Below are 20,465 nucleotides of genomic sequence, written 5' to 3'. Positions count from 1 at the left end.
GAGGAGAGGAGGTTAAGAAATGGAAACTATTTATTCCAAATATAGTCGCGAACGTGCTCCTGAATATCAAATAAAAACAAGTATACATCAAGATAAATTTATGTATGTTTCCAAAACTGCATTAACAGATCGAGCAGTGGATCATATTAAGCGGATTTATTCAAACTATGAGTTACTAAAAGCTGTATACCAGCCTAGTAAACTTGTCAAACCGCTTTCTTATGAGAAAGGGTCAGTGCTATTTGAGTACTTAGAAGGTAAAAGCCTAGACCAACTGATTCTTGAAGCAGTGATAAATAAGCAAAGAGATCTAGTATACGAAATACTGGGATTGTTTACTGATTTCTTGGAGACCGTCGCAGAAGGTCATTATTGTGAATTTAGTAATACACCCGAGTTTATCAGTGTTTTTGGAGAAAAAAGTAAACTATTAGGTTTGAATAGTTTTACCATTGCTAACATTGATCTTAATCTGGATAACATACTTTTGGGTGATGATAATCAGCTTAGTATCATTGATTACGAGTGGGTATATCTGTTTCCGATTCCTCTAAATTTCATTAAGTTTAGAGCGATTAATAGTTTCTATTATTCCCATTATGCCAGCTTGCAGAGCTTTATTCCCATTGAGGATATGTTTTCCTATGTCGGGGTCTCACAGGGGGAGATTCCAGATTACATTGATATGGCTAATAAATTCGCAGATAGGGTAGGAACTGAAAAAGAACTGCTATTTTTGCAAAAATATTTAAAAAAGGCAGTCCAATTCAAGTTTATCGAACCAGTAGAATATACAGCTCAAATTTTTGTAAGTGCAAACCAAGAACTTTCTGAAGATAAAAGCATGTATTTTGAGATAGCAGAACCCGATCAGACGATTGCTTGTGATTTATCCCAGAAGGGTCAGATCAGTTGTGTCCGATTTGATCCTATGGAAGGCAGAGGAATTGTACGTATTGGAGAAGCGAGACTAATAGATCTTGAAGATAACATAGTACAAATTAGAGAATTTTCTTCAAATGCTGATTGGACAGGTGGCGGATACTATGTTTTTCTTGATGATGACCCGCAAATATATTACCAGGTAAAAAATAAGGAATATAAAAGGATAGAGTTTCCAATTGTCTATATTGAGGAATTCCCAGAAGGTTTAATGAAGGAAGTTCAAAAGAAAAACAACTCACTTCAGAATGAGATTTTAATAAATCAGAGCAATTTTTCCGCTCAAGAAGAAAAAATCAGTGAGTTGGTAGTTGAGAAAAACGAGCTTCTAGACACTTTAAATGAATTGGGTTTGAACTTAAGTATTGTAAAAGAAAATCTTAGTGATAAAGTAGAAAAAATTAATGTTTTAAATCATAAATTGGATTCGTCAAATCAGGAAATAAGCTCATTGCATCAAGAAATTCATGGATTACAACGACAAATGCAAGAACTAACATGCTTGTTGACAAGTAGAGAGCAAACTATAAATGATATGACAAGCACAAGATGGTGGAAAATTCGTCTTTTTTGCAAAAGAATTTTTCGGAAAAGCGTGGATTAATAATAAATTTTATATTTTAAGGAATGATTTAATTGAGAGAGATGGAAGTCGTTAATTTATTAGATATTAATAAAAATGGAGATAAATGGGAAAGTTTTGGTAATGATCCTCAGATTTATTTGAAGGGTTCGTTTAAAAAAGGTTGGTATAAGATTAATTGTGAAGGTTCTTCGGAATCATTGAGGTTTCTTAAGCTGTATATTGACTATGGGGCCGGTTTTAGTGAAGATAATTCTTACATCATCGGAAAGCTGGATCGTCAGAATTCGAATGGCAGGCCTTTTGAGTTTAAGCACGATGTAGTGTCCCTGAGACTGGATCCTGGTGACTCTCCCGGCGTATTTTACATTCAACGGATTGTTATAGAGAAGGTTGGAGTACTTTCGATCTTAAATCAGGCTTTTCACAGCTACAAAGAATTAAATTCGGGAAATAATTCCAATTTGTTTGTTAAAGTGTTTGAAAAATGGAGGCAAAACGGATTTAAGTGGATGTGGAACAGGGCTATTACATTGATGGCAAATAGGAATGATAATCAGGTTGGAAGATTTGAACCATACACGTATAAGGAAGGCACCCAAATTACCAACGTTCAATACCCTGTCAGACATTTGTTCTCTATCATTATTCCCGTGTACAAATTAAATCAGGCCTATCTGGAGTTTTGTTTGAGTTCTTTAACTAGCCAAACGTATTCCAAGTTTGAAGTAATTATAATTTCAAGGGAAGAGATTGTTAAAAATCAATTTACGAGTGGCTTTGATTTGAGCAAAGTTCAGTTTATTCATACTGCCAATAGTATGTTTTTAGATATGGTAAGAGAGGCTAGTAAGATTGCACAAGGGGATTATATTACGGTATTGGAACAAGAGGATTTTCTATCTATTAATACATTACACCATTTGGCTTTGAATTCTATAGATAGTGAAGACTTGATTTTTACAAATGAAGACAGATTCCTTGATAACGGTGATCATTTTGCTCCTTTCTATAAAGAGGAACATTTAACTTCCGAAAAGTTAAATTCTAAGGTAGCTGGATCATTTATTGTGGCTCAGTCCACACTTTTTAAAGAAAAGATTTTGCTTGTTGTTAAGGACTATGATTCTTTTATGGAAGAACTAGTTGCAAGCGCAATGAAAGTAAAACATATTTCTGAGTTTAGTTATCACAGAAGATCTACAGCATCCGCTTGGCCGGAAAACCAAAACAAAACAACAAATATTGTTTCTTTTTATTTACCTCAGTTTCATGCAATTCCAGAGAATGATGAGTGGTGGGGAGAAGGGTTTACAGAGTGGAGAAATGTTCGTAAGGCGACATCTTTATTCAAGGAACATTATCAACCGCATGTTCCTTCAGATTTAGGATATTACAATTTGGTTGAGGATAGTGACATTCAGAAACGTCAAATAGAACTTGCTAAAAAATATGATATTTTCGGTTTTTGTTACTATTATTATTGGTTCGATGGCAAGAGGCTTTTAGAGAAGCCAATGAATGCTTTATTGGAAAATAAAGATTTGGATTTTCCTTTTTGTATTTGTTGGGCTAACGAGAGTTGGACAAGGCGATGGGATGGCCAAGAGAAAGAAATGCTTATGAAGCAAGTGCACGATGAAGATTCAGATAACAGATTTATTGAAGAAGTTATTCCTGTTTTAAAGGACGAAAGATATATCCGTATTGATGGTAAGGACCCCATATTGTTGATTTACAGAGCTGAATTGTTTCCTAATCTGAAAGCAACCGTCCATACATGGAAAGAAAAGTGTAAAGAAGAAGGCATTCCAAATCTTCATGTATGCATGGTACAGTCCTTTGGTCAAGTAGATCCAACGATCTACGGTTGTGATTCAGCAGTCGAGTTCCCGCCGCATGGTGTTTATGCCAACGAAATTTCTAAAACTATGAATGAGCTGGTTCCTGACTTTTCAGGAAACATTTACGATTATCGAGAAGTGGTAGATCGTTCGCTTCAGAAAAAGAAGGCTGGGGACTTTACATGGTTTAGAGGTACTATGCTAAGCTGGGATAATACAGCTAGAAGAAAAAGTGCAGCTAATGTCTTTCACTACGCGAATCCTGTAGAGTATGAAAAATGGTTGGTAGGCCTGGTTGATTATACTCGGAGATTTAGTCAAGATTCGGAACAAATGATTTTTGTTAACGCATGGAATGAATGGGCTGAAGGTACACATTTAGAGCCGGATCAAAAGTATGGACACCAATATCTAGAGGTAACTAAGAGAGCATCCCGGATCCGATAATAAATGAGGAGAAAAATATGAATAATCAAGATACGCCTTTAGTTAGTGTTATTGTGCCGTCTTATAATTATGAAAAATATATAGAGGCTGCCTTAAAATCCATTTATGAGCAAACGTACGATCAGCTTGAATTGGTGGTGATTGATGACAACTCGAAAGATAACAGTTGTCATATCATAAATGAACTGATTTCTAGTGAAGCTTTTTTGGAAAGATTTAATAATCGCATAACATTCATTTCGCACGATCAAAATCAGGGTGCTCATAATTCAATTAATGAAGGTATAAGGGTCTCACAAGGAGAATATGTAACAATACTTAATGCGGATGACTTGTTTGAGTCAAATCGTATAACACAATTAATTAAACATTTATTCGGTTCTGATTCAGATTTCGTTTTCTCGAGGATTAAAGTAATTGATGGAGAAGGAAATGATATTAGTACTGTATCCGACCAGGCTATAAGCTTCATTAATACACAAAATTCGATAAAAAACTTTCCTACCGTAGGGTGGTCTTTGATACCTCACAACACCGCTATATCAACAGGAAATATGTTGTTTAGTAGGAGAATTTTTGATAAGCTGAATGGATTCCGAAATTTGAAATATTGTCATGATTGGGACTTTGCTCTAAGGTGTTTGCTTTTATCAGAGCCTTTATTTGTAGAGTCTACGTATTATTACTATCGCTTGCACGGCAATAATACTTTTTTGACATTAAATGACGTCGTAGACAAAGAAGTGAAGACAGTACTTGGGTTTTATTTTAAAACGTGTAGAAAAAAAAATATTATTAATAAATTGGCTCCTTCTCCTCAAAATTGGCCTGTACAATTCTTTGAGATACTAAGGGATTCGTCAATAATAAACTTTTGGCATTATTCTAGAACTATTGCAAACTTTTTTTTGCAATTCAGACAAAATCGAATTGATTATAAAGATATCAAATAACACTTAATCTAGGAGGTTATCATGAAAGGAATAATTTTGGCAGGGGGAACTGGAACACGGTTGTACCCATTAACAAAGGTTACAAATAAGCATCTTCTTCCGGTAGGGAAGTATCCAATGATTTTCCATGCAGTATATAAGCTGAAACAAGCTGATATTCAGGACATTCTCATTGTCACTGGTAAAGAGCATATGGGCGATGTAGTGAATCTTTTAGGAAGTGGAAAAGATATGGGAGTTACTTTTACGTATAAAGTGCAGGACGAGGCAGGCGGAATTGCTCAGGCCTTGGATCTAGCAGAACAATTTGTGGGAGACGATCAAATGCTTGTTATTTTAGGTGATAATGTATTTGAAGACGATATATCTCCATATGTTCAAAATTTCCGTAATCAAGTGTCAGGTGCTAAACTGCTTTTGCAGCAGGTAGAAGATCCGAAACGTTTCGGTGTTGCTGAACTACAGGGAGATCGAATTGTTTCAATTGAGGAGAAACCTCAAGAACCCAAAAGTGATTATGCGGTAACAGGTATCTATATGTTTGATCACAACGTTTTTGATATTGTCAAAACCCTTAATCCTTCATCGCGTGGTGAATTAGAAATCACGGATGTAAATAATGCATATATTACAAAAGGGAAACTGACATTTGATATTCTTCAAGGTTGGTGGACCGATGCAGGTACACATGCATCCCTTGCTAAAGCCAATGAACTAGCTAAAGAAATAATATTTAGCGACGAGTTTGGGAAATTAAAATTATAAGGAGATTAATTGTATGAAAGTACATGAGTTAAAACTGAAAGATGCTTTACTTATTGAACCGGTGGTTCATGGGGATCACCGAGGTTTTTTTATGGAAAGTTACAATCAAAATGTATTGAGTAGCTTAGGTATTAACCATGAATTCATTCAAGATAATCATTCTTTGTCTGCTGAAGCAGGCGTTCTACGAGGCTTGCACTATCAACTATCCCCTAAAGCTCAAACTAAATTAGTTCGTGTAGTTGCTGGCGCTATTTATGATGTCATTGTAGACATTCGACGTGATTCGAAAACATTTGGGCAGTGGGTAGGAGTAATTCTCAGCCAATATAATAAGAAGCAATTATTGGTCCCGCAAGGATTTGCTCATGGTTTTTGCACATTAACACCAAACACGGAAGTCTTGTATAAAGTTGATGAATATTACTCTTCAGCACATGACCGAGGTATTTTATGGAATGATCCTGCGCTCGGAATTGATTGGCCCGTATCTAAGCCTATACTATCTCAGAAAGATGAATGCCATCCTTTATTGGGAGCTGCTGAGATTTAAATTTCTTTGCTTCAAAATCGGAATCATAGAGGATGAATTTATTTATGAAGTTGGAAATAAAAGTGGATGATAAGTATTTAAATATATATCGTTTAATTATCATCACTTTGGCCGTGAGCATGTATTTATACATGCTCAGAATTAATTATTTTGTGCCGTACTGGAATGATGAGTTTGCCTACAGTTTTATTATGGGTACAAATCAAAAGATTGAAAGTATAACTGATATTTTTCAATCTCAAAATTATTTGTACCATAATTGGACCGGAAGAGTAATAGTACACTTTTTTGTACAATTATTTCTATGGTTAGGCAAAGATGTATTCAATATTGTAAATGCATTTTTTTATGTATTGTTGTTGTTTTTAATCTGCTCCTTCTCAAAAATAAGAAAATTTAACACTAAAGAAGATTTGGGTGTTTTCTTACTCGTTTCTTTGATGTGCTGGTTTATGCTTCCTGTTTTGGGTCAAACAGCTTTTTGGTTAGCAGGTTCCGTGAACTATCTCTGGGCTACTGTCTTTATTTTAATATTTTTATTCCCATATAGATTTCTTATTGATAATAAATATGTACTAAAAAATAATTTAATAACAATACTGACAATGTTTTTTTTGGGTATTTTAGCAGGTTGGAGTCAAGAAAATACTGCTGTAATAGCAGTAGCATTTGTCGGTATTTCTTTTTTAATTGCTCTAAAAAAGAAAATTGAACTTCCTTTATGGTTTTTTAGTGGAATTATTGGTTGCCTTATAGGGTTTGTTTATTTGGTACTGGCTCCAGGAAACAAAGTCAGAAAAGAAACTATGTACTTTAACGTTGGTTTTAAAGATCAGATAATTAACTTTTTACAAACAATGAAAGGAATATTGTTGCAAGACCAGAGATATTTATTCCTAATACTTTTTGTAGTGATATTATTTTATGTTTACAAAAACTATAAAAGGTCTAAAAGGACTCTCTGGATTGCTTTACTAATTATGTTCACAGGCTTCCTTTCTTATGTAGCAATGGTGGCTTCTCCCGAATTTCCTCTTCGTGCAGCTTTTGGTGGGGCTGTAATGATTATTATTTCAATAACTATGATAGTAAAACCGAACAAGAAGCTACTTGTCGTTGTGTTGGTTGCATCAATTATCCCTTTATATATTACAATGCATAATGTGTATACTCAATATAAATTAATTGCAGAGGAAAGTGCTCAAAGACTTCAAATCGTGAATAAAAATCTAGAACAGGGGGAAAGGGTTGTAAAACTTCCAAAGTTAACAGCCAAAGAGAATAGCTATGTTTTTATTTATGATATTTCTTTAAATCCGAGTTATACTTCGAATGATCATTTTGCAAAATATTATAATCTAGCATCTGTTAGTATTGACAAGCCAACGATGATAGTTGAGTTGGAGAAAGCAAAAATTAATATGTACCAGCTATACTATGATATTGGTGATGGTATCAATGAAAAGGATTCATCAAAAGCATATATTTATAATCAAGCTGATGGGAATAGACTGTTCTTTGAACTGCCCAATAAGCCAATTTATAGTTTCAGATTAGATCCCGGTATTTTAATAAATCAAAATGTACAAATAAAGAGTATCGAATTCGATAATAATAATGTTCATCTGAAATATGATGCAAAAAAGTTGGAAAGTCTATTTTATCCACTTCATGATATTTCCAAAATAAAAGCAGAGAGTGGTATATTAGACATATACACTAATGGTTTTGATCCGCAGTTGAAATTCATAAATGATTATACAGAAGATGTTGATATTCAGGTTGAGTTTAAGTATCCTCAAACTGATGTTTTTCAACTGTTTTATGACAGGGGTAATGGCTTTAACGAAAAGGATTCCATCAGTCAGCAACTAGATCATAAGAAAGTATTTAAAACAAGTATTCCATTAAATCATATTCAAAATTTCAGATTTGATATAGGAACTACCTCCCATAAGTTAGTACCTATTAAATCAATTATTATTACAGAGAAAAATAAAAAAGCCTTGGTTCTTAAGGGGAGTGCGCTACGAAACAAAATCAAAGAAACTGCACAAGTTGAATTAAAGGGTTCTGATGGTGATTTCACTAACTTATACACTGAGGGGGGCGATCCATATATTCAATTTGGGGATTTAGATCACTAGAAGTAAGTAGGTTTGAATTAAGAGGGGATATAAGAATGAAATTTAAGATGTCATTAGTTGTACCTATGTATAATGAAATTGACAACATTGATTTTTTTTATGAACGCATTTCAGAAGTACTAAATAAACATAACTATGATTATGAAATCATATGTATTAATGATGGTAGCAAAGACAATACTCATGCTAGATTAAGAGAAATTGCCTCTACTGATTACAGAATCAAGGTCATTGATTTGTCTAGAAATTTCGGTAAGGAAATTGCAATGAGTGCAGGTTTGAAATATTCTAGAGGAGATATAGTAATCCCCATAGATGCCGATTTGCAAGATCCACCTGAACTCATTCCCTTGATGGTTGAAAAGTGGCAAGAAGGATACGATGTTGTCTATGCAACAAGAACTAAAAGGGATGGAGAGACTTTCATAAAGAAAGCAACAGCCAGTTTTTTTTATAAATTTATAAGACGAATAACGAAAATAGATATTCCAGCCGATACTGGAGATTTCCGTTTGATGTCTAGACAAGTTGTGAATGCTGTAAATAACTTACCAGAAAGTCACCGATTTATGAAGGGGCTTTTTAGTTGGGTAGGATTTAAACAGACAAGTATATCGTATCTTCGGGATGCAAGATTTGCTGGGAAAACCAGTTTTAATTATTGGAAATTATGGAACTTTGCTATTGAAGGGATTACATCTTTTAGCTTTGCTCCTCTACAACTTGCTATGTATTTAGGCTTCATTGTGTCAATTTTTGCGTTGATCCGTGCACTTTTTTTAATGATAAATACATTAATATATGGAAATCCGGTTCCCGGCTATCCATCTCTTATGGTTACTGTATTGTTTTTGGGGGGAGTTCAGCTAATTACTATTGGAATCATTGGAGAATATATTGGTCGTGTATATGGTGAGAGTAAACGTAGACCGCTATTTCTTGTAAGAGAAACTATAAATATTGAAATAGAAGCTCAGCAACAAGAAAAAGAGCCCCATAATTTATGAATATTATAAAAAGATTTGAGTTCCTGAGATTCCTTTTAGTAGGGGTTATTAATACTTTAATTGGTTTGTCTAGTATTTATCTTTTTTATAATTTATTTCATTTTAATTATTGGATCTCAACAAGTTGTGGAAATATAATTGGTGGAATTTGTAGTTTTTTTTTGAATAGGAATTTTACTTTCAAGGTGAATGAATGGTATTTAAGTCAGACTTTGAAATTTACCTTTGTAACTATACTTTCTTATGTAACCTCTTATTTTATAGGGTATTATTTAATGCCATTCTTGGGATTTATGGATAAATCATTAATTTTAAATGTTATAGGAGTTGGGAACGTTTCGATTTTAATTGCATCGGGTCTCTACACAGTGTTTAATTACTTTGGGCATAAGTACTATACGTTTAACACTAAAATAATGGATAATTGAATTTAGGAGGTCTTTATGAAACTTCTTGTCACCGGCGGGGCCGGATTTATAGGCAGTAACTTTGTATTGTATATGTTAAAACAGCATCCAGATTACGAAATTGTAAATATAGATGCGCTTACGTATGCAGGTAACCTGGAAAATTTGAAATCCATTGAAAATAACCCCAAACATAGCTTTATCAAAGTAGATATTACTGACACACAAGCGATTGATCAGTTGATGCAGCAGGGAATCGATGTGGTGGTTAATTTTGCAGCGGAGTCACATGTGGATCGGAGTATTCTGGAACCGGAAGTGTTTGTGAAAACAAACGTATTGGGTACACAGGTGCTGTTGGATGCTGCTAAGAAATATAACGTGACCAAGTTTGTGCAGGTATCGACAGATGAGGTGTACGGTTCTCTGGGTGAAACAGGATTGTTTACAGAGGAAACACCACTTCAACCTAACAGTCCTTACTCAGCTTCGAAGGCAGGCGGAGACCTGCTAGTTCGTGCATATCACGAAACGTTTGGTTTGCCTGTAAATATCACACGATGTTCCAACAACTATGGTCCGTACCAGTTCCCGGAAAAACTGATCCCGCTAATGATCTCACGTGCGTTAAGTGATCAGCAACTACCCGTATACGGGGATGGTTTGAATATCCGCGATTGGTTGTATGTTGAGGATCATTGCAGTGCAATTGATCTGGTCATTCATCAAGGGAAGCCTGGTGAGGTATACAATATTGGTGGAAATAACGAACGGACGAATGTGCATATCGTCAAAACGGTATTGGAGGAGCTGGGCAAGCCAGAATCTCTAATTTCGTATGTGCAGGATCGTCCAGGACATGACCGTCGTTATGGTATTGACCCGACCAAAACCATGAACGAGCTGGGCTGGAAGCCAAAACACTCTTTTGAAACAGGTATTAAAGAAACGATTCGTTGGTACTTGGACAACAAAGAATGGTGGACTCGCATCCAATCCGGCGAATATCAACAATATTATGCTAAGCAGTATGGTGCCCGCCTGGGGGATGCGTAAGATGAAGGTACTGGTTACTGGAGCATCCGGTCAACTTGGTAAAGACGTGGTAAAGGTATTTCAGGAGCAAGGGTATGATGTCCTTGGATACGATCGGGAACAGCTAGATATAACGAATTTGGAGCAAGCTGTGAAGATGGTAGGGCAATATCAACCTGACGCTGTCGTCCACTGTGCAGCGTATACAGCAGTGGATGCGGCGGAAACCGATGTAGACGGGGCTTATCAAGTGAATGCAGCAGGAACACGTAATATGGCACTGGCTGCGGAAAAAGCAGGAGCCAAGCTGGTTTATATCAGTACAGATTATGTGTTTGATGGAACGGCAGAGCACCCATACCATGAGTATGACAATACAAATCCGCAGAGCATCTATGGAAAGTCGAAACGTGCGGGAGAGATCGTGACCCAGACACTTTCCTCCAGATACTTTATTGTTCGTACGTCTTGGGTGTATGGACTGCACGGAAATAATTTTGTTAAAACGATGCTGAAGCTTGGACAGGAGAAGCCGCACCTTCAGGTTGTGAACGATCAGAAAGGCTCACCAACTTATACGGTGGATTTGGCCCGTTTTGTGGCGGAGTTAGTACAAACCGAGAAGTATGGTGTATATCATGCTTCCAACAGCGGCTCCTGCACCTGGTATGAATTTACGCAAGCTATTTTGCAGGATGCGACGGAAATATTTGATGCTAAGATCACAGCAAAATTGGAGCCGTGCAGCACAGAGCAATTCCCCAGACCCGCAGCGCGGCCACGTAATTCCGTGATGGAACATATTGCGATCCGGACAAATGGGTTACATGATTTGCGTGCTTGGCGTGAGGGATTGCGGGGTTTCTTAAAAGAGTATCTGTCAAGTTCGAGTAAGTAAAGGCACATTATATCTACAGCGATCTCCCATCATATTATGATTGGGAGATTTTATTATGTAGACACATATGTCGATCAAGTTTAATGACATTCGACTATTACGCTTTTTGTGATCAGGATGATGTGTGGATGCCGAACAAGCTTGCTCAGGCTGTAGCTCATCTTCAAGGAAAAAAGGGGGGACCGACCCCTGATGTACTGTTCTGCTACACAAATGGTCTCTCAAACATTGGAACCACTCAAAGTATGGCCAGCTGACATACCCCGACCTGTATCCTTCTATAATGCACTCATTGAGAATGTGTGTGTAGGTTGTACCATGCTGATCAATACAGAAACCCTCCAGCTCGTGAAAAAGAGAATTCCGACTTCTTTGGATAACATTATTATGCATGACTGGTGGATTTACTTATGTGTATCCTCTTTTGGTGAGGTTGTTTTTGACCCTAAACCCTCCATTTTATAGACAGTCACGGTTGGACAACTGGATTTATAAGTTGGTTTTCATATTGGGGAAATTATAGAGGTACGGAAAGAAAAAATATTGAAACTTTTTTCCATATATAAGCGTCAAATAATCAAAGGTACAATGAATGCTAGATAAAAAACCATCGAATGCATGTTCCTTTATGGAAAAATATAGTATAATTGAAACGTGCAACCGATAGAGCTGGCAAGGGCGGTCGGCTAACTCTCCCGAGGAGGGGGGTGAAGCCTGTGACAGTGTTTGAGGCGCTCAGTTTAATGCTGACGTTCGGGGCGTTGATCGTCACACTGTTAGAGTTTAACAAACGGAAATAGACCGCCCCCGCAAGGAAGGGTCTATTTTCGGCCTGATTGTTCCAAAACCGTCCGCTCTTGGAGCGTTGGTTGCGCAGGGGCTGGCTGGCACCAGCCCTTTTTCCATGTATATCTTACCACGATGATTTTTATACCTCAACTATGTAAGGTTACAAGTTATGTGCTTTTTTGCGTCCCGCGCCCTGCGGGGGTATGCTATAATAGTCGATAGTAGAATAGATTACTGAATTTGTCAGGAGCGTTTTAAATATGGATGTAAGCATACTGGTCGTCAACTATAACACATGTCGATTGACGCTGGATTGTTTGCAGTCGGTGTATGCGTCAGAGACGCAATATCGATATGAATTGATTGTTATCGACAATCACTCCAATGATGGGTCTGTGGAAGCCATTCGTGCTGCATATCCGGAGATTACGTTGATTGCCAATGAGGATAACACAGGTTTTGCCAAGGCAAACAATCAGGGTATCGAGGTAGCGAGCGGGCGTTACGTATTGTTGCTGAATTCCGATACGCTGGTGCAACCGCACACGCTCGATACGATGATTCGGTTTATGGACACGCATCCAGAGATAGGAGCATCGGGCTGCAAGGTCATTTTGCCGGATGGTTCGCTGGATAAGGCCTGCAAGCGTGGGTTTCCAACGCCGTCTGCCTCCTTTTATTACGCCTTCGGCTGGTCGAAGCGTTACCCGGATAACCCGAAGTACAATCAATACCAGCTCGGGCATTTAAGCCCGGATGATGAGTATCCAGTGGATGTGCTGGTGGGTGCTTTTATGCTGGTGCGTCGGGAGACAATTGAGCAGGTCGGCGGCTTGGACGAAACCTTTTTCATGTATGGTGAGGACATTGACTGGTGTTACCGGATTAAGCAGGCAGGATGGGGCATTTACTACTATCCGCGCACATATATTATTCATATCAAAGGAGGCAGCGCTCGTCGTCGTCCTTTGAAAATTATTTACGAGTTTCATAGAGCCATGTGGGTATTCCACCGCAAGCATTATAAACAGCAGTATAGCTGGATCACGAACATGGCTGTATACACGGGAATTACGGTGAAATTTGGAATGGCCTTTTTGAAAAATAAGCTCACTGCACCGGCCAAGCCGGACGGCGGCGAACAATCTCGTACCGAGGTGAAAGCATGATACGCAGAAATCAACGTTTTTTAACCCAATTGTATATTGTGGCGGATTTCGCGGTCATTCAGCTCTCCTTTTTGATCGCCTGGTTCTTCAAATTTGAAAGTGAATGGATTACCTATCAAGAGCCGCTTCCTATTCAAGTATATGGTGGCTGGAGCTTGATCTATGGTCTGATTGCCGTGGTGCTGGGGATGTTATTCTCTCTTTATTCACCCAAACGCAAAAAACGGTTTGCAGACGACGTATTTCGCGTCACCCAGATTCATATTGTTGGCCTGTTCGTGCTGTTGAGTGTCATGTTCTTTGTAAAGCAAATTGACATTTCGCGGTCCTATCTGGCGATCTATATGATTGGGAACGTACTGCTTATTTTATTCTATCGATATTTTTTGAAGCAGGTACTTAAAGCTCTACGCCAAAAAGGCTACAACAAGCAGTTCATGCTCATTCTCGGGGCGGGTACTCTTGGCCAGCGTTTTTATCATAATCTTGGACAGTATCCTGATCTGGGATATGAAGTGGTGGGTTTTCTGGATGATAAGCGCCACTGGGATGAAGAGGAAGAAGAGCATTTCCGCCCAATCCTTGGAGGCTTGGATCATTTAGAAGCTACGCTGTCGAACATGATGATAGACGAGGTCATTTTGGCTCTTCCGCTGGATGCACATGATAAGTACCCCAAGATTATCAACATGTGTGAAAAGGCTGGGGTGCGCACGCTCATCATTCCCGACTTTTTTGATTACTTGCCATCTCGACCTTATTTTGATAACTTTGCAGGCATGCCAATGATCAATGTACGGGATATTCCGCTGGATGTGGCGGGGAATCGATTGTTTAAGCGTTTGTTCGATATTCTGTTCTCGTTGTTCGCTATTATTCTGACTTCTCCGGTTATGCTGGCAGTGGCGATTAGCGTGATGACGACATCGAGAGGTCCGGTCATTTTCAAACAGGAGCGGGTGGGTCTGAATCGGCGTACCTTCATGATGTACAAATTCCGCTCGATGAAGGTATTGCCACCCGGAACTGAGGATACAGGCTGGACGACGGCCAATGACCCTCGGCGTACTCGCTTTGGAACCTTTATTCGTAAAACGAGTCTCGACGAGCTGCCTCAGTTTTTCAACGTGCTGCTGGGTGATATGAGTGTCGTTGGTCCACGCCCGGAGCGCCCGTATTACGTGGATCAGTTCCGCGAGGAGATTCCAAAGTATATGGTGAAGCACCATGTTCGTCCTGGTATTACAGGCTGGGCACAGAGCAACGGGTTGCGTGGTGACACGTCCATTGAGGAACGAATTAAGCATGATATTTTCTATATTGAGAATTGGTCGCTCTTATTCGATATTAAAATTATTTTCCGTACGATTCGCAACGGTTTCAAAAACGCGTATTAATCCAGAGTCACCCTTCGGTTCAGCCGGAGGGTGTTTTTGTGTTTGGAGGTTGTTTTAAGTGTACGCATGCAGGGTATTGACCTGTACGAAAAGGATGTGACACCCTATGAAACGACTGATTGCTGCGGTAATTCTTTTAATGTTAATCGGCACATTTTTACTGGCTTACAAAGGACAATCTACAGAAGAACATACTGGCTTTACCACGCACCGCGTGATTTCGCATGCCATGGGAGCCGTTGATGGTTTGGCCTATACTAATGCGCGTGAAGCATTTGTGAATAATTATAAAAAAGGCAGCCGCGTATTCGAGGTTGACCTGATGTTTACTTCGGACGGGCATTTGGTGGCGCGCCATGAATGGACAGAATCTTTTACAGAGCAAATGCAGCAGGAACATGCCGTTGCTATAGAACAGGGCGGAAAGCCTTGGAGCTATCATCAATTTAAGAACACACCCATACACGGTTCCTATACCCCGGTAGATTGGAAGGATGTATTGGATCTATTAGAGAAATACCCGGATGCCTATGTCGTGACTGATACGAAAGAACAGAACCCGGCCCAAATAAAACAGTTGTTTGCGCAACTGACCCGTCAGGCACAGGAGAAAAATCCGGAACTTTTGTCCCGCATTGTCCCGCAAATTTACGACGAAGAAATGCTGCGAACGCTGCGTAGCATTTATCCCTATACCTCCATTATTTATACGCTCTATGCGACAGAAGACACGGATGACCAAATCATCCGGTTTGTACAACAAAACGATATAACGGCAGTAACTTTACCAGAAAACAGGGTCAGTGGTGCTTTAGTGGAAAGCTTGCGGCAGGCGGGGGCGGTGTGCTACGTAAATACAATTAACGATCTAAAAGCTGCCGCTGACTACGAACAGATGGGTGTCCGCGGATTCTATACGGATGTTTTAACGGAAAAGGAACTCCAAAAACGTAGTTGGCTGTATGCGTTACGGCCCTGAGATGTGTGAACGGAGTGTTCCCATCTAATACGAACATTGACACCTTTTGAGCACTGTCATAGACTTAGCATAGAACGCTTTTGGATATTGGAATCTGGCTAGACCGGATCGTGGCAAAAGCACAATGGATGCTGGAGGAATGTGTGTTGGCAGATTCGATTCAATCATGGAGGCATGTATTTAAGCTGGACCCTGACAAGGAACTGGACGATGAGGGACTGGATGCCATATGCATGTCTGGTACGGACGCGATTATGGTAGGAGGCTCGTCGGGCATTACCTATGAAAATACGGTGGATTTGCTGTCGCGGGTTCGGCGTTATGAGGTGCCGTGTGTGCTTGAGGTGTCCGATCTGGAGGCTGTAGTGCCGGGATTTGATCTGTATATGATCCCGATGGTGCTTAATACCACGGACAGTAATTGGATCGTAGGACAGCACCAGCGTGCGATTGAGCAGTTTGGTTATATGATCCCTTGGGATTTACTTGTGACGGAAGGATATATTGTTTTGAACGGTGATTCCACGGTGGCCAAGCTTACCGGAGCGGATACATCACTTGATGCTTCATCTGCCGCCTCATATGCACAGGTTGCTGACAAGCTCATGCACCTGCCAATTGTATATGTGGAATATAGCGGTGCTTTTGGGGACATGGAGCTGGTACAAAAAATACATCGCAGTACGGAGCGCGCCCGTGTCCTATACGGAGGGGGTATCGTGGATAAATCTACCGCGTTACAAGCGGCTGCCGTTTGTGACACCATTGTAGTAGGAAACATCATTTACCGTGACTTGGCGAAGGCGCTGGAGACGGTAGCTGTGAAGTTGGAAGTATAGAACGTGATTTTATGGAAGCTCAGGGAAAGGAGCATGTACGCATGCAATCAATAGATATACACGAGGCTGTAGCCCGTCTCAATCCGCCTCAGCGTCAGGCAGTGGAGGCGATAGACGGACCGTTGCTGATTATGGCTGGCGCAGGCAGTGGAAAGACTCGAGTGCTCACGCACCGGATTGCCTACCTCATCGCGACCCGCAAGACCGCTCCATGGGGCATTTTGGCGATTACCTTTACGAACAAGGCCGCGCGTGAAATGCAGGATCGCGTATCCAAGCTGATTGGTCCGCAGGGGAGAGATGTGTGGGTATCCACCTTTCACTCCATGTGTGTGCGTATTTTGCGTCGGGATATCGAGCGGATCGGATTTACCTCCAATTTCAGCATTCTCGATTCCACGGATCAATTGTCTGTCATTCGGAACTGCATGAAGGATCTGAACATAGACACCAAAAAATTCGAGCCCAAAGCGGTTCAGTCCATGATGAGTACAGCTAAAAATGAACTGGTCACTCCTGAAATGTATGAGCGCAAGATTGGTGACTATTTCGAGGGAATTGTGGCGAAGGTATATACCAAATACCAACAACGTCTCAAAAACAACAACTCTCTTGATTTTGATGATTTGATCATGGCAACGATTCAGCTCTTTAAAGAAGTACCTGAGGTGCTCGATTTCTATCAGAAAAAATTCCAATACATTCATGTCGATGAATATCAAGATACGAACCGCGCGCAGTACATGCTGTGCAAAATGCTGGCTGATAAGCATCACCGGATTTGCGTAGTTGGCGATAGCGATCAGTCCATCTATCGTTGGCGCGGGGCGGATATCAGCAACATTTTGAACTTTGAAGAGGATTATCCGGAAGCGCGTACCATTTTACTGGAACAAAACTATCGGTCAACCTCGAATATTCTGAATGCTGCCAATGAAGTGATTGGTCAAAATACAGGTCGCAAGCCGAAGAAACTATGGACTGACAAAGAAGGCGGCGCCAAGATTAAAGTTTACCGGGCTGACTCCGAGCATGATGAGGGCTATTTTATCGCCTCCGAAATTCATAAAAATATCAATGCAGGCAAAACCTATAGCCATCATGCTATTTTGTACCGTACCAATGCCCAGTCGCGGGTGGTCGAGGAAATTTTGATCAAATCGGATATTCCGTACCAGATCGTTGGCGGTATCAAGTTCTATGATCGTAAAGAGATTAAGGACTTGCTGGCGTACCTTCGTCTGCTCTCCAATCCTGATGACGATATCAGCTTGATCCGAATCATTAATGTGCCAAAACGGAGTATTGGGGATACAACGGTCGGTAAATTGCAAGCAGCCGCAGCGGAGCGTGGAGTTTCTATTTTCCGAGTATTGCAGGTGGTAGATGATTTGGGCTTTGCCGGACGTACGCGCAATGCGCTTGTAGAGTTTTACGATATGATCGAAGGCTTGAGTCGGATGGTGGACTATCTCTCGGTCACCGAGTTAACGGAAAAAATGCTGGAAACCAGCCAATATCGACTGGAGCTGCAAAACGAGAATACGCTTGAATCACGCTCACGTCTGGAGAACATTGATGAGTTCCTGTCGGTAACGATGGAATTTGAAAAAGGAGCGGAGGACAAGTCACTCGTCTCCTTCCTGACCGATCTTGCTCTTATCGCAGATATTGATTCCATGAATGACGATGAAGAGGAACAAAGCGATGCGGTTGTATTGATGACTATGCACAGTGCAAAAGGACTGGAGTTCCCAATCGTATTTATTGTCGGTATGGAGGAGGGAGTATTCCCTCACAGTCGGGCCTTTTTGGATAATGAAGAGCTGGAGGAAGAGCGTAGATTGGCGTATGTCGGGATTACCCGTGCAGAGGAGCAACTATTCCTTACATGCGCGCAGATGCGCACGCTGTTTGGCCGCACCACGGCTAACCCGCCTTCCCGCTTTCTCGAGGAGATTCCAGACGAGTTAAAAGAGGATACGATCATCAAACGTGACCGCTACCGTCGTTCAGGCAATGTAGGCGGATCTTATGGTGGGCGCGGATTGAATAAAGGTAGTGGCAGTAACTTTGGTGGAGAACGCTCGTTTGATACGATGAGCCGTAGTGGTTCTTCCGCTTCCGCGTCGCCACGCGTAACCGTTACAACATCTTCATCCGCGAAACCAACTCCGGCTGCTTCGGCAGGAGGCCCCTCCATTTTTGCTGCCGGAGACAAGGTGCAGCATGGCAAGTGGGGAATTGGAACTATTGTAGCTGTAAAAGGGACGGGCAATGATATGGAGCTTCAGATCGCTTTCCCGGCTCCAGTAGGGGTTAAACGCCTGCTGGCTGGCTTTGCACCGATTACAAAAGTAGAATAAATCTCAAACATTATTAAATCTCGAACCTCACTGCGGCAGCTTGGCTTAGGCCTCTGCCCTGATGAAGTTCCCGGAGGGGTACGCCTGCATGAATCCAATGCACAGGATGGAGCAGCTTGTTGCTGAGCTGAACACATATAACTATCATTACTACACACTGGATGAGCCCAAGATCAGCGACAAAGAATATGATGTGCTTTATGACGAACTGGTAGCGCTTGAACAGACGAGCGGTCTTGTGCTGCCGGATTCGCCGACACAGCGTGTGGGCGGGGAGTTACTCAAAGGCTTCACACCGCATCGCCACCTCGCCCCATTATGGAGCTTGGATAAAGCACAGAATGTGGAGCAGCTTCGTGCCTGGAACGCGCGTGTCGTGAAGCTGGTCAACGATTACAACACCAAGAACCCGGAGCAGCCTTTACCGCCTCCAGGATATGCGATAGAGCTTAAATTTGATGGACTGACGCTGAACCTGACTTATACCGACGGGAAGCTGGTACAGGCTTCTACACGCGGCAATGGCGTGGTGGGTGAGGGAATACTGGCACAGGTGAAGACCATTAAATCCGTGCCGCTTACGATTCCTTTTCAGGATGGGACCATTGAAGTACAGGGAGAAGGCATTATGAATCTGTCTGTGCTGGCCAAATATAATGAGACCGCTGTGGACCCTCTTAAAAATGCACGCAACGCCGCAGCAGGTGCTCTGCGTAATTTGAATCCCAAAACAACAGCAGAGCGGCGGCTGAATGCATTTTTCTACAATGTGGGGTACGCGGACCGCATCCAGTTTAGCAGCCACCAGGAGATGATGACGTTCCTGCGTGACAATCATTTTAAGGTGAATCCATATCTGACTTACTTTGACGATTTTGACGATGCTATGGAACAACTGGCTGATATCGAAGAGTCTCGTGCCGGACTGGATTATCTCATTGACGGGGCGGTACTCAAAATTACGGATATGCGCACACGTGAGGTTCTCGGCTATACCGATAAATTTCCGCGATGGGCAGTGGCGTATAAGTTCGAGGCGGAGGAAACGACCACAGTGCTTAACTCTGTTGAGTGGAATGTAGGTCGTACGGGTAAAATTACGCCACTGGCAAGGGTAGAACCGGTAGAGCTCGCGGGAGTCACCGTACAAAATTGTACACTAAACAATGCTGGGGATATCGAGCGGAAAAATCTGAAGTTCGCTTTGGGTGCTCGTGTGTTTATCCGCCGTTCGAATGATGTCATTCCGGAAATTTTGGGAAAAGTTACGTCTGAGGACGACGGAGAGGAAATTATCGTACCGGATCATTGTCCGGCCTGTGGATTCCCGTTGCAGCAGCGGGGG

17 protein-coding genes (1 of these 17 running past the window's edge) are annotated in these 20,465 nt (G+C 40.9%); all 17 read left to right on the top strand.

Annotated elements, in window-relative coordinates; genetic code table 11:
- The first annotated feature begins 19 nt into the window (after positions 1–19).
- Positions 20–1,546 (top strand): hypothetical protein, encoded by a 1,527-nt coding sequence (locus AC0WRU_RS22130; RefSeq protein ID WP_476126304.1) that lies wholly within the window; start codon positions 20–22, stop codon positions 1,544–1,546.
- A 41-nt stretch (positions 1,547–1,587) separates the two neighbouring features.
- The gene (locus tag AC0WRU_RS22125) at positions 1,588–3,816 is read left to right on the top strand and encodes a glycoside hydrolase family 99-like domain-containing protein (RefSeq protein ID WP_476128699.1); all 2,229 of its coding nucleotides are present in this window, start codon (positions 1,588–1,590) and stop codon (positions 3,814–3,816) included.
- A gap of 17 nt (positions 3,817–3,833) precedes the next feature.
- Positions 3,834–4,769 (top strand): glycosyltransferase family 2 protein, encoded by a 936-nt coding sequence (locus AC0WRU_RS22120; protein ID WP_476126303.1) that lies wholly within the window; start codon positions 3,834–3,836, stop codon positions 4,767–4,769.
- A 21-nt stretch (positions 4,770–4,790) separates the two neighbouring features.
- Positions 4,791–5,534, top strand: a complete 744-nt coding sequence (locus tag AC0WRU_RS22115; RefSeq protein WP_476126302.1) for a sugar phosphate nucleotidyltransferase — start codon at positions 4,791–4,793, stop codon at positions 5,532–5,534.
- A 13-nt stretch (positions 5,535–5,547) separates the two neighbouring features.
- A complete protein-coding gene (gene rfbC / locus AC0WRU_RS22110) occupies positions 5,548–6,087 on the top strand; it encodes a dTDP-4-dehydrorhamnose 3,5-epimerase (RefSeq protein ID WP_476126300.1) in 540 nt (179 codons plus the stop codon).
- Between the two features lie 44 nt (positions 6,088–6,131).
- Positions 6,132–8,234, top strand: a complete 2,103-nt coding sequence (locus AC0WRU_RS22105) for a DUF3329 domain-containing protein (protein ID WP_476126299.1) — start codon at positions 6,132–6,134, stop codon at positions 8,232–8,234.
- 35 nt (positions 8,235–8,269) lie between these two features.
- On the top strand, positions 8,270–9,241 hold the full coding sequence (locus tag AC0WRU_RS22100) for a glycosyltransferase family 2 protein (RefSeq protein WP_476126297.1): 972 nt from the start codon (positions 8,270–8,272) through the stop codon (positions 9,239–9,241).
- Positions 9,238–9,669, top strand: coding sequence for a GtrA family protein (locus AC0WRU_RS22095; protein WP_476126296.1), 432 nt, complete (start codon positions 9,238–9,240; stop codon positions 9,667–9,669). Before AC0WRU_RS22100 ends, AC0WRU_RS22095 begins: the two co-directional genes overlap by 4 nt.
- Positions 9,670–9,684: 15 nt before the next feature.
- A complete protein-coding gene (gene rfbB / locus AC0WRU_RS22090) occupies positions 9,685–10,704 on the top strand; it encodes a dTDP-glucose 4,6-dehydratase (protein WP_476126295.1) in 1,020 nt (339 codons plus the stop codon).
- A gap of 1 nt (position 10,705) precedes the next feature.
- Positions 10,706–11,581 carry a dTDP-4-dehydrorhamnose reductase gene (rfbD, locus tag AC0WRU_RS22085; RefSeq protein ID WP_476126294.1) on the top strand — a complete coding sequence of 292 codons (876 nt, stop codon included), beginning with the start codon at positions 10,706–10,708 and terminating at the stop codon, positions 11,579–11,581.
- 707 nt (positions 11,582–12,288) lie between these two features.
- Positions 12,289–12,381: a putative holin-like toxin gene (locus AC0WRU_RS22080; RefSeq protein ID WP_219727884.1), complete on the top strand. Its 93-nt coding sequence runs from the start codon at positions 12,289–12,291 to the stop codon at positions 12,379–12,381.
- Between the two features lie 249 nt (positions 12,382–12,630).
- Entirely contained in the window at positions 12,631–13,539 is a 909-nt protein-coding gene (locus tag AC0WRU_RS22075) for a glycosyltransferase family 2 protein (protein ID WP_476126293.1), read from the top strand.
- On the top strand, positions 13,536–14,936 hold the full coding sequence (locus tag AC0WRU_RS22070) for an undecaprenyl-phosphate glucose phosphotransferase (RefSeq protein WP_476126292.1): 1,401 nt from the start codon (positions 13,536–13,538) through the stop codon (positions 14,934–14,936). Before AC0WRU_RS22075 ends, AC0WRU_RS22070 begins: the two co-directional genes overlap by 4 nt.
- 106 nt (positions 14,937–15,042) lie before the next feature.
- Positions 15,043–15,915 (top strand): phosphatidylinositol-specific phospholipase C/glycerophosphodiester phosphodiesterase family protein, encoded by an 873-nt coding sequence (locus tag AC0WRU_RS22065; protein ID WP_476126291.1) that lies wholly within the window; start codon positions 15,043–15,045, stop codon positions 15,913–15,915.
- A 146-nt stretch (positions 15,916–16,061) separates the two neighbouring features.
- Entirely contained in the window at positions 16,062–16,754 is a 693-nt protein-coding gene (pcrB, locus tag AC0WRU_RS22060) for a heptaprenylglyceryl phosphate synthase (protein WP_476128698.1), read from the top strand.
- Positions 16,755–16,795: 41 nt separating this feature from the next.
- Positions 16,796–19,120, top strand: a complete 2,325-nt coding sequence (gene pcrA / locus AC0WRU_RS22055) for a DNA helicase PcrA (protein ID WP_476126290.1) — start codon at positions 16,796–16,798, stop codon at positions 19,118–19,120.
- Positions 19,121–19,208: 88 nt separating this feature from the next.
- Positions 19,209–20,465, top strand: partial view of an NAD-dependent DNA ligase LigA gene (ligA, locus tag AC0WRU_RS22050; protein WP_476126289.1) — the 5' portion only. Its footprint extends 759 nt past the window's final position; only the first 1,257 of its 2,016 coding nucleotides appear in the window; its start codon is at positions 19,209–19,211; the stop codon falls past the right edge of the window.

This window comes from Paenibacillus sp. 1-8, assembly GCF_056316205.1.
Note: the sequence above shows the minus strand (reverse complement) of the source record. Positions and strands in the feature narration are given on the sequence as shown.

Coding starts and splice junctions, on each gene's coding strand:
- AC0WRU_RS22130 (WP_476126304.1), top strand. CDS start 20: ATGGAAACTATTTATTCCAAATATAGTCGCGAACGTGCTCCTGAATAT.
- AC0WRU_RS22125 (WP_476128699.1), top strand. CDS start 1,588: ATGGAAGTCGTTAATTTATTAGATATTAATAAAAATGGAGATAAATGG.
- AC0WRU_RS22120 (WP_476126303.1), top strand. CDS start 3,834: ATGAATAATCAAGATACGCCTTTAGTTAGTGTTATTGTGCCGTCTTAT.
- AC0WRU_RS22115 (WP_476126302.1), top strand. CDS start 4,791: ATGAAAGGAATAATTTTGGCAGGGGGAACTGGAACACGGTTGTACCCA.
- rfbC (WP_476126300.1), top strand. CDS start 5,548: ATGAAAGTACATGAGTTAAAACTGAAAGATGCTTTACTTATTGAACCG.
- AC0WRU_RS22105 (WP_476126299.1), top strand. CDS start 6,132: ATGAAGTTGGAAATAAAAGTGGATGATAAGTATTTAAATATATATCGT.
- AC0WRU_RS22100 (WP_476126297.1), top strand. CDS start 8,270: ATGAAATTTAAGATGTCATTAGTTGTACCTATGTATAATGAAATTGAC.
- AC0WRU_RS22095 (WP_476126296.1), top strand. CDS start 9,238: ATGAATATTATAAAAAGATTTGAGTTCCTGAGATTCCTTTTAGTAGGG.
- rfbB (WP_476126295.1), top strand. CDS start 9,685: ATGAAACTTCTTGTCACCGGCGGGGCCGGATTTATAGGCAGTAACTTT.
- rfbD (WP_476126294.1), top strand. CDS start 10,706: ATGAAGGTACTGGTTACTGGAGCATCCGGTCAACTTGGTAAAGACGTG.
- AC0WRU_RS22075 (WP_476126293.1), top strand. CDS start 12,631: ATGGATGTAAGCATACTGGTCGTCAACTATAACACATGTCGATTGACG.
- AC0WRU_RS22070 (WP_476126292.1), top strand. CDS start 13,536: ATGATACGCAGAAATCAACGTTTTTTAACCCAATTGTATATTGTGGCG.
- AC0WRU_RS22065 (WP_476126291.1), top strand. CDS start 15,043: ATGAAACGACTGATTGCTGCGGTAATTCTTTTAATGTTAATCGGCACA.
- pcrA (WP_476126290.1), top strand. CDS start 16,796: ATGCAATCAATAGATATACACGAGGCTGTAGCCCGTCTCAATCCGCCT.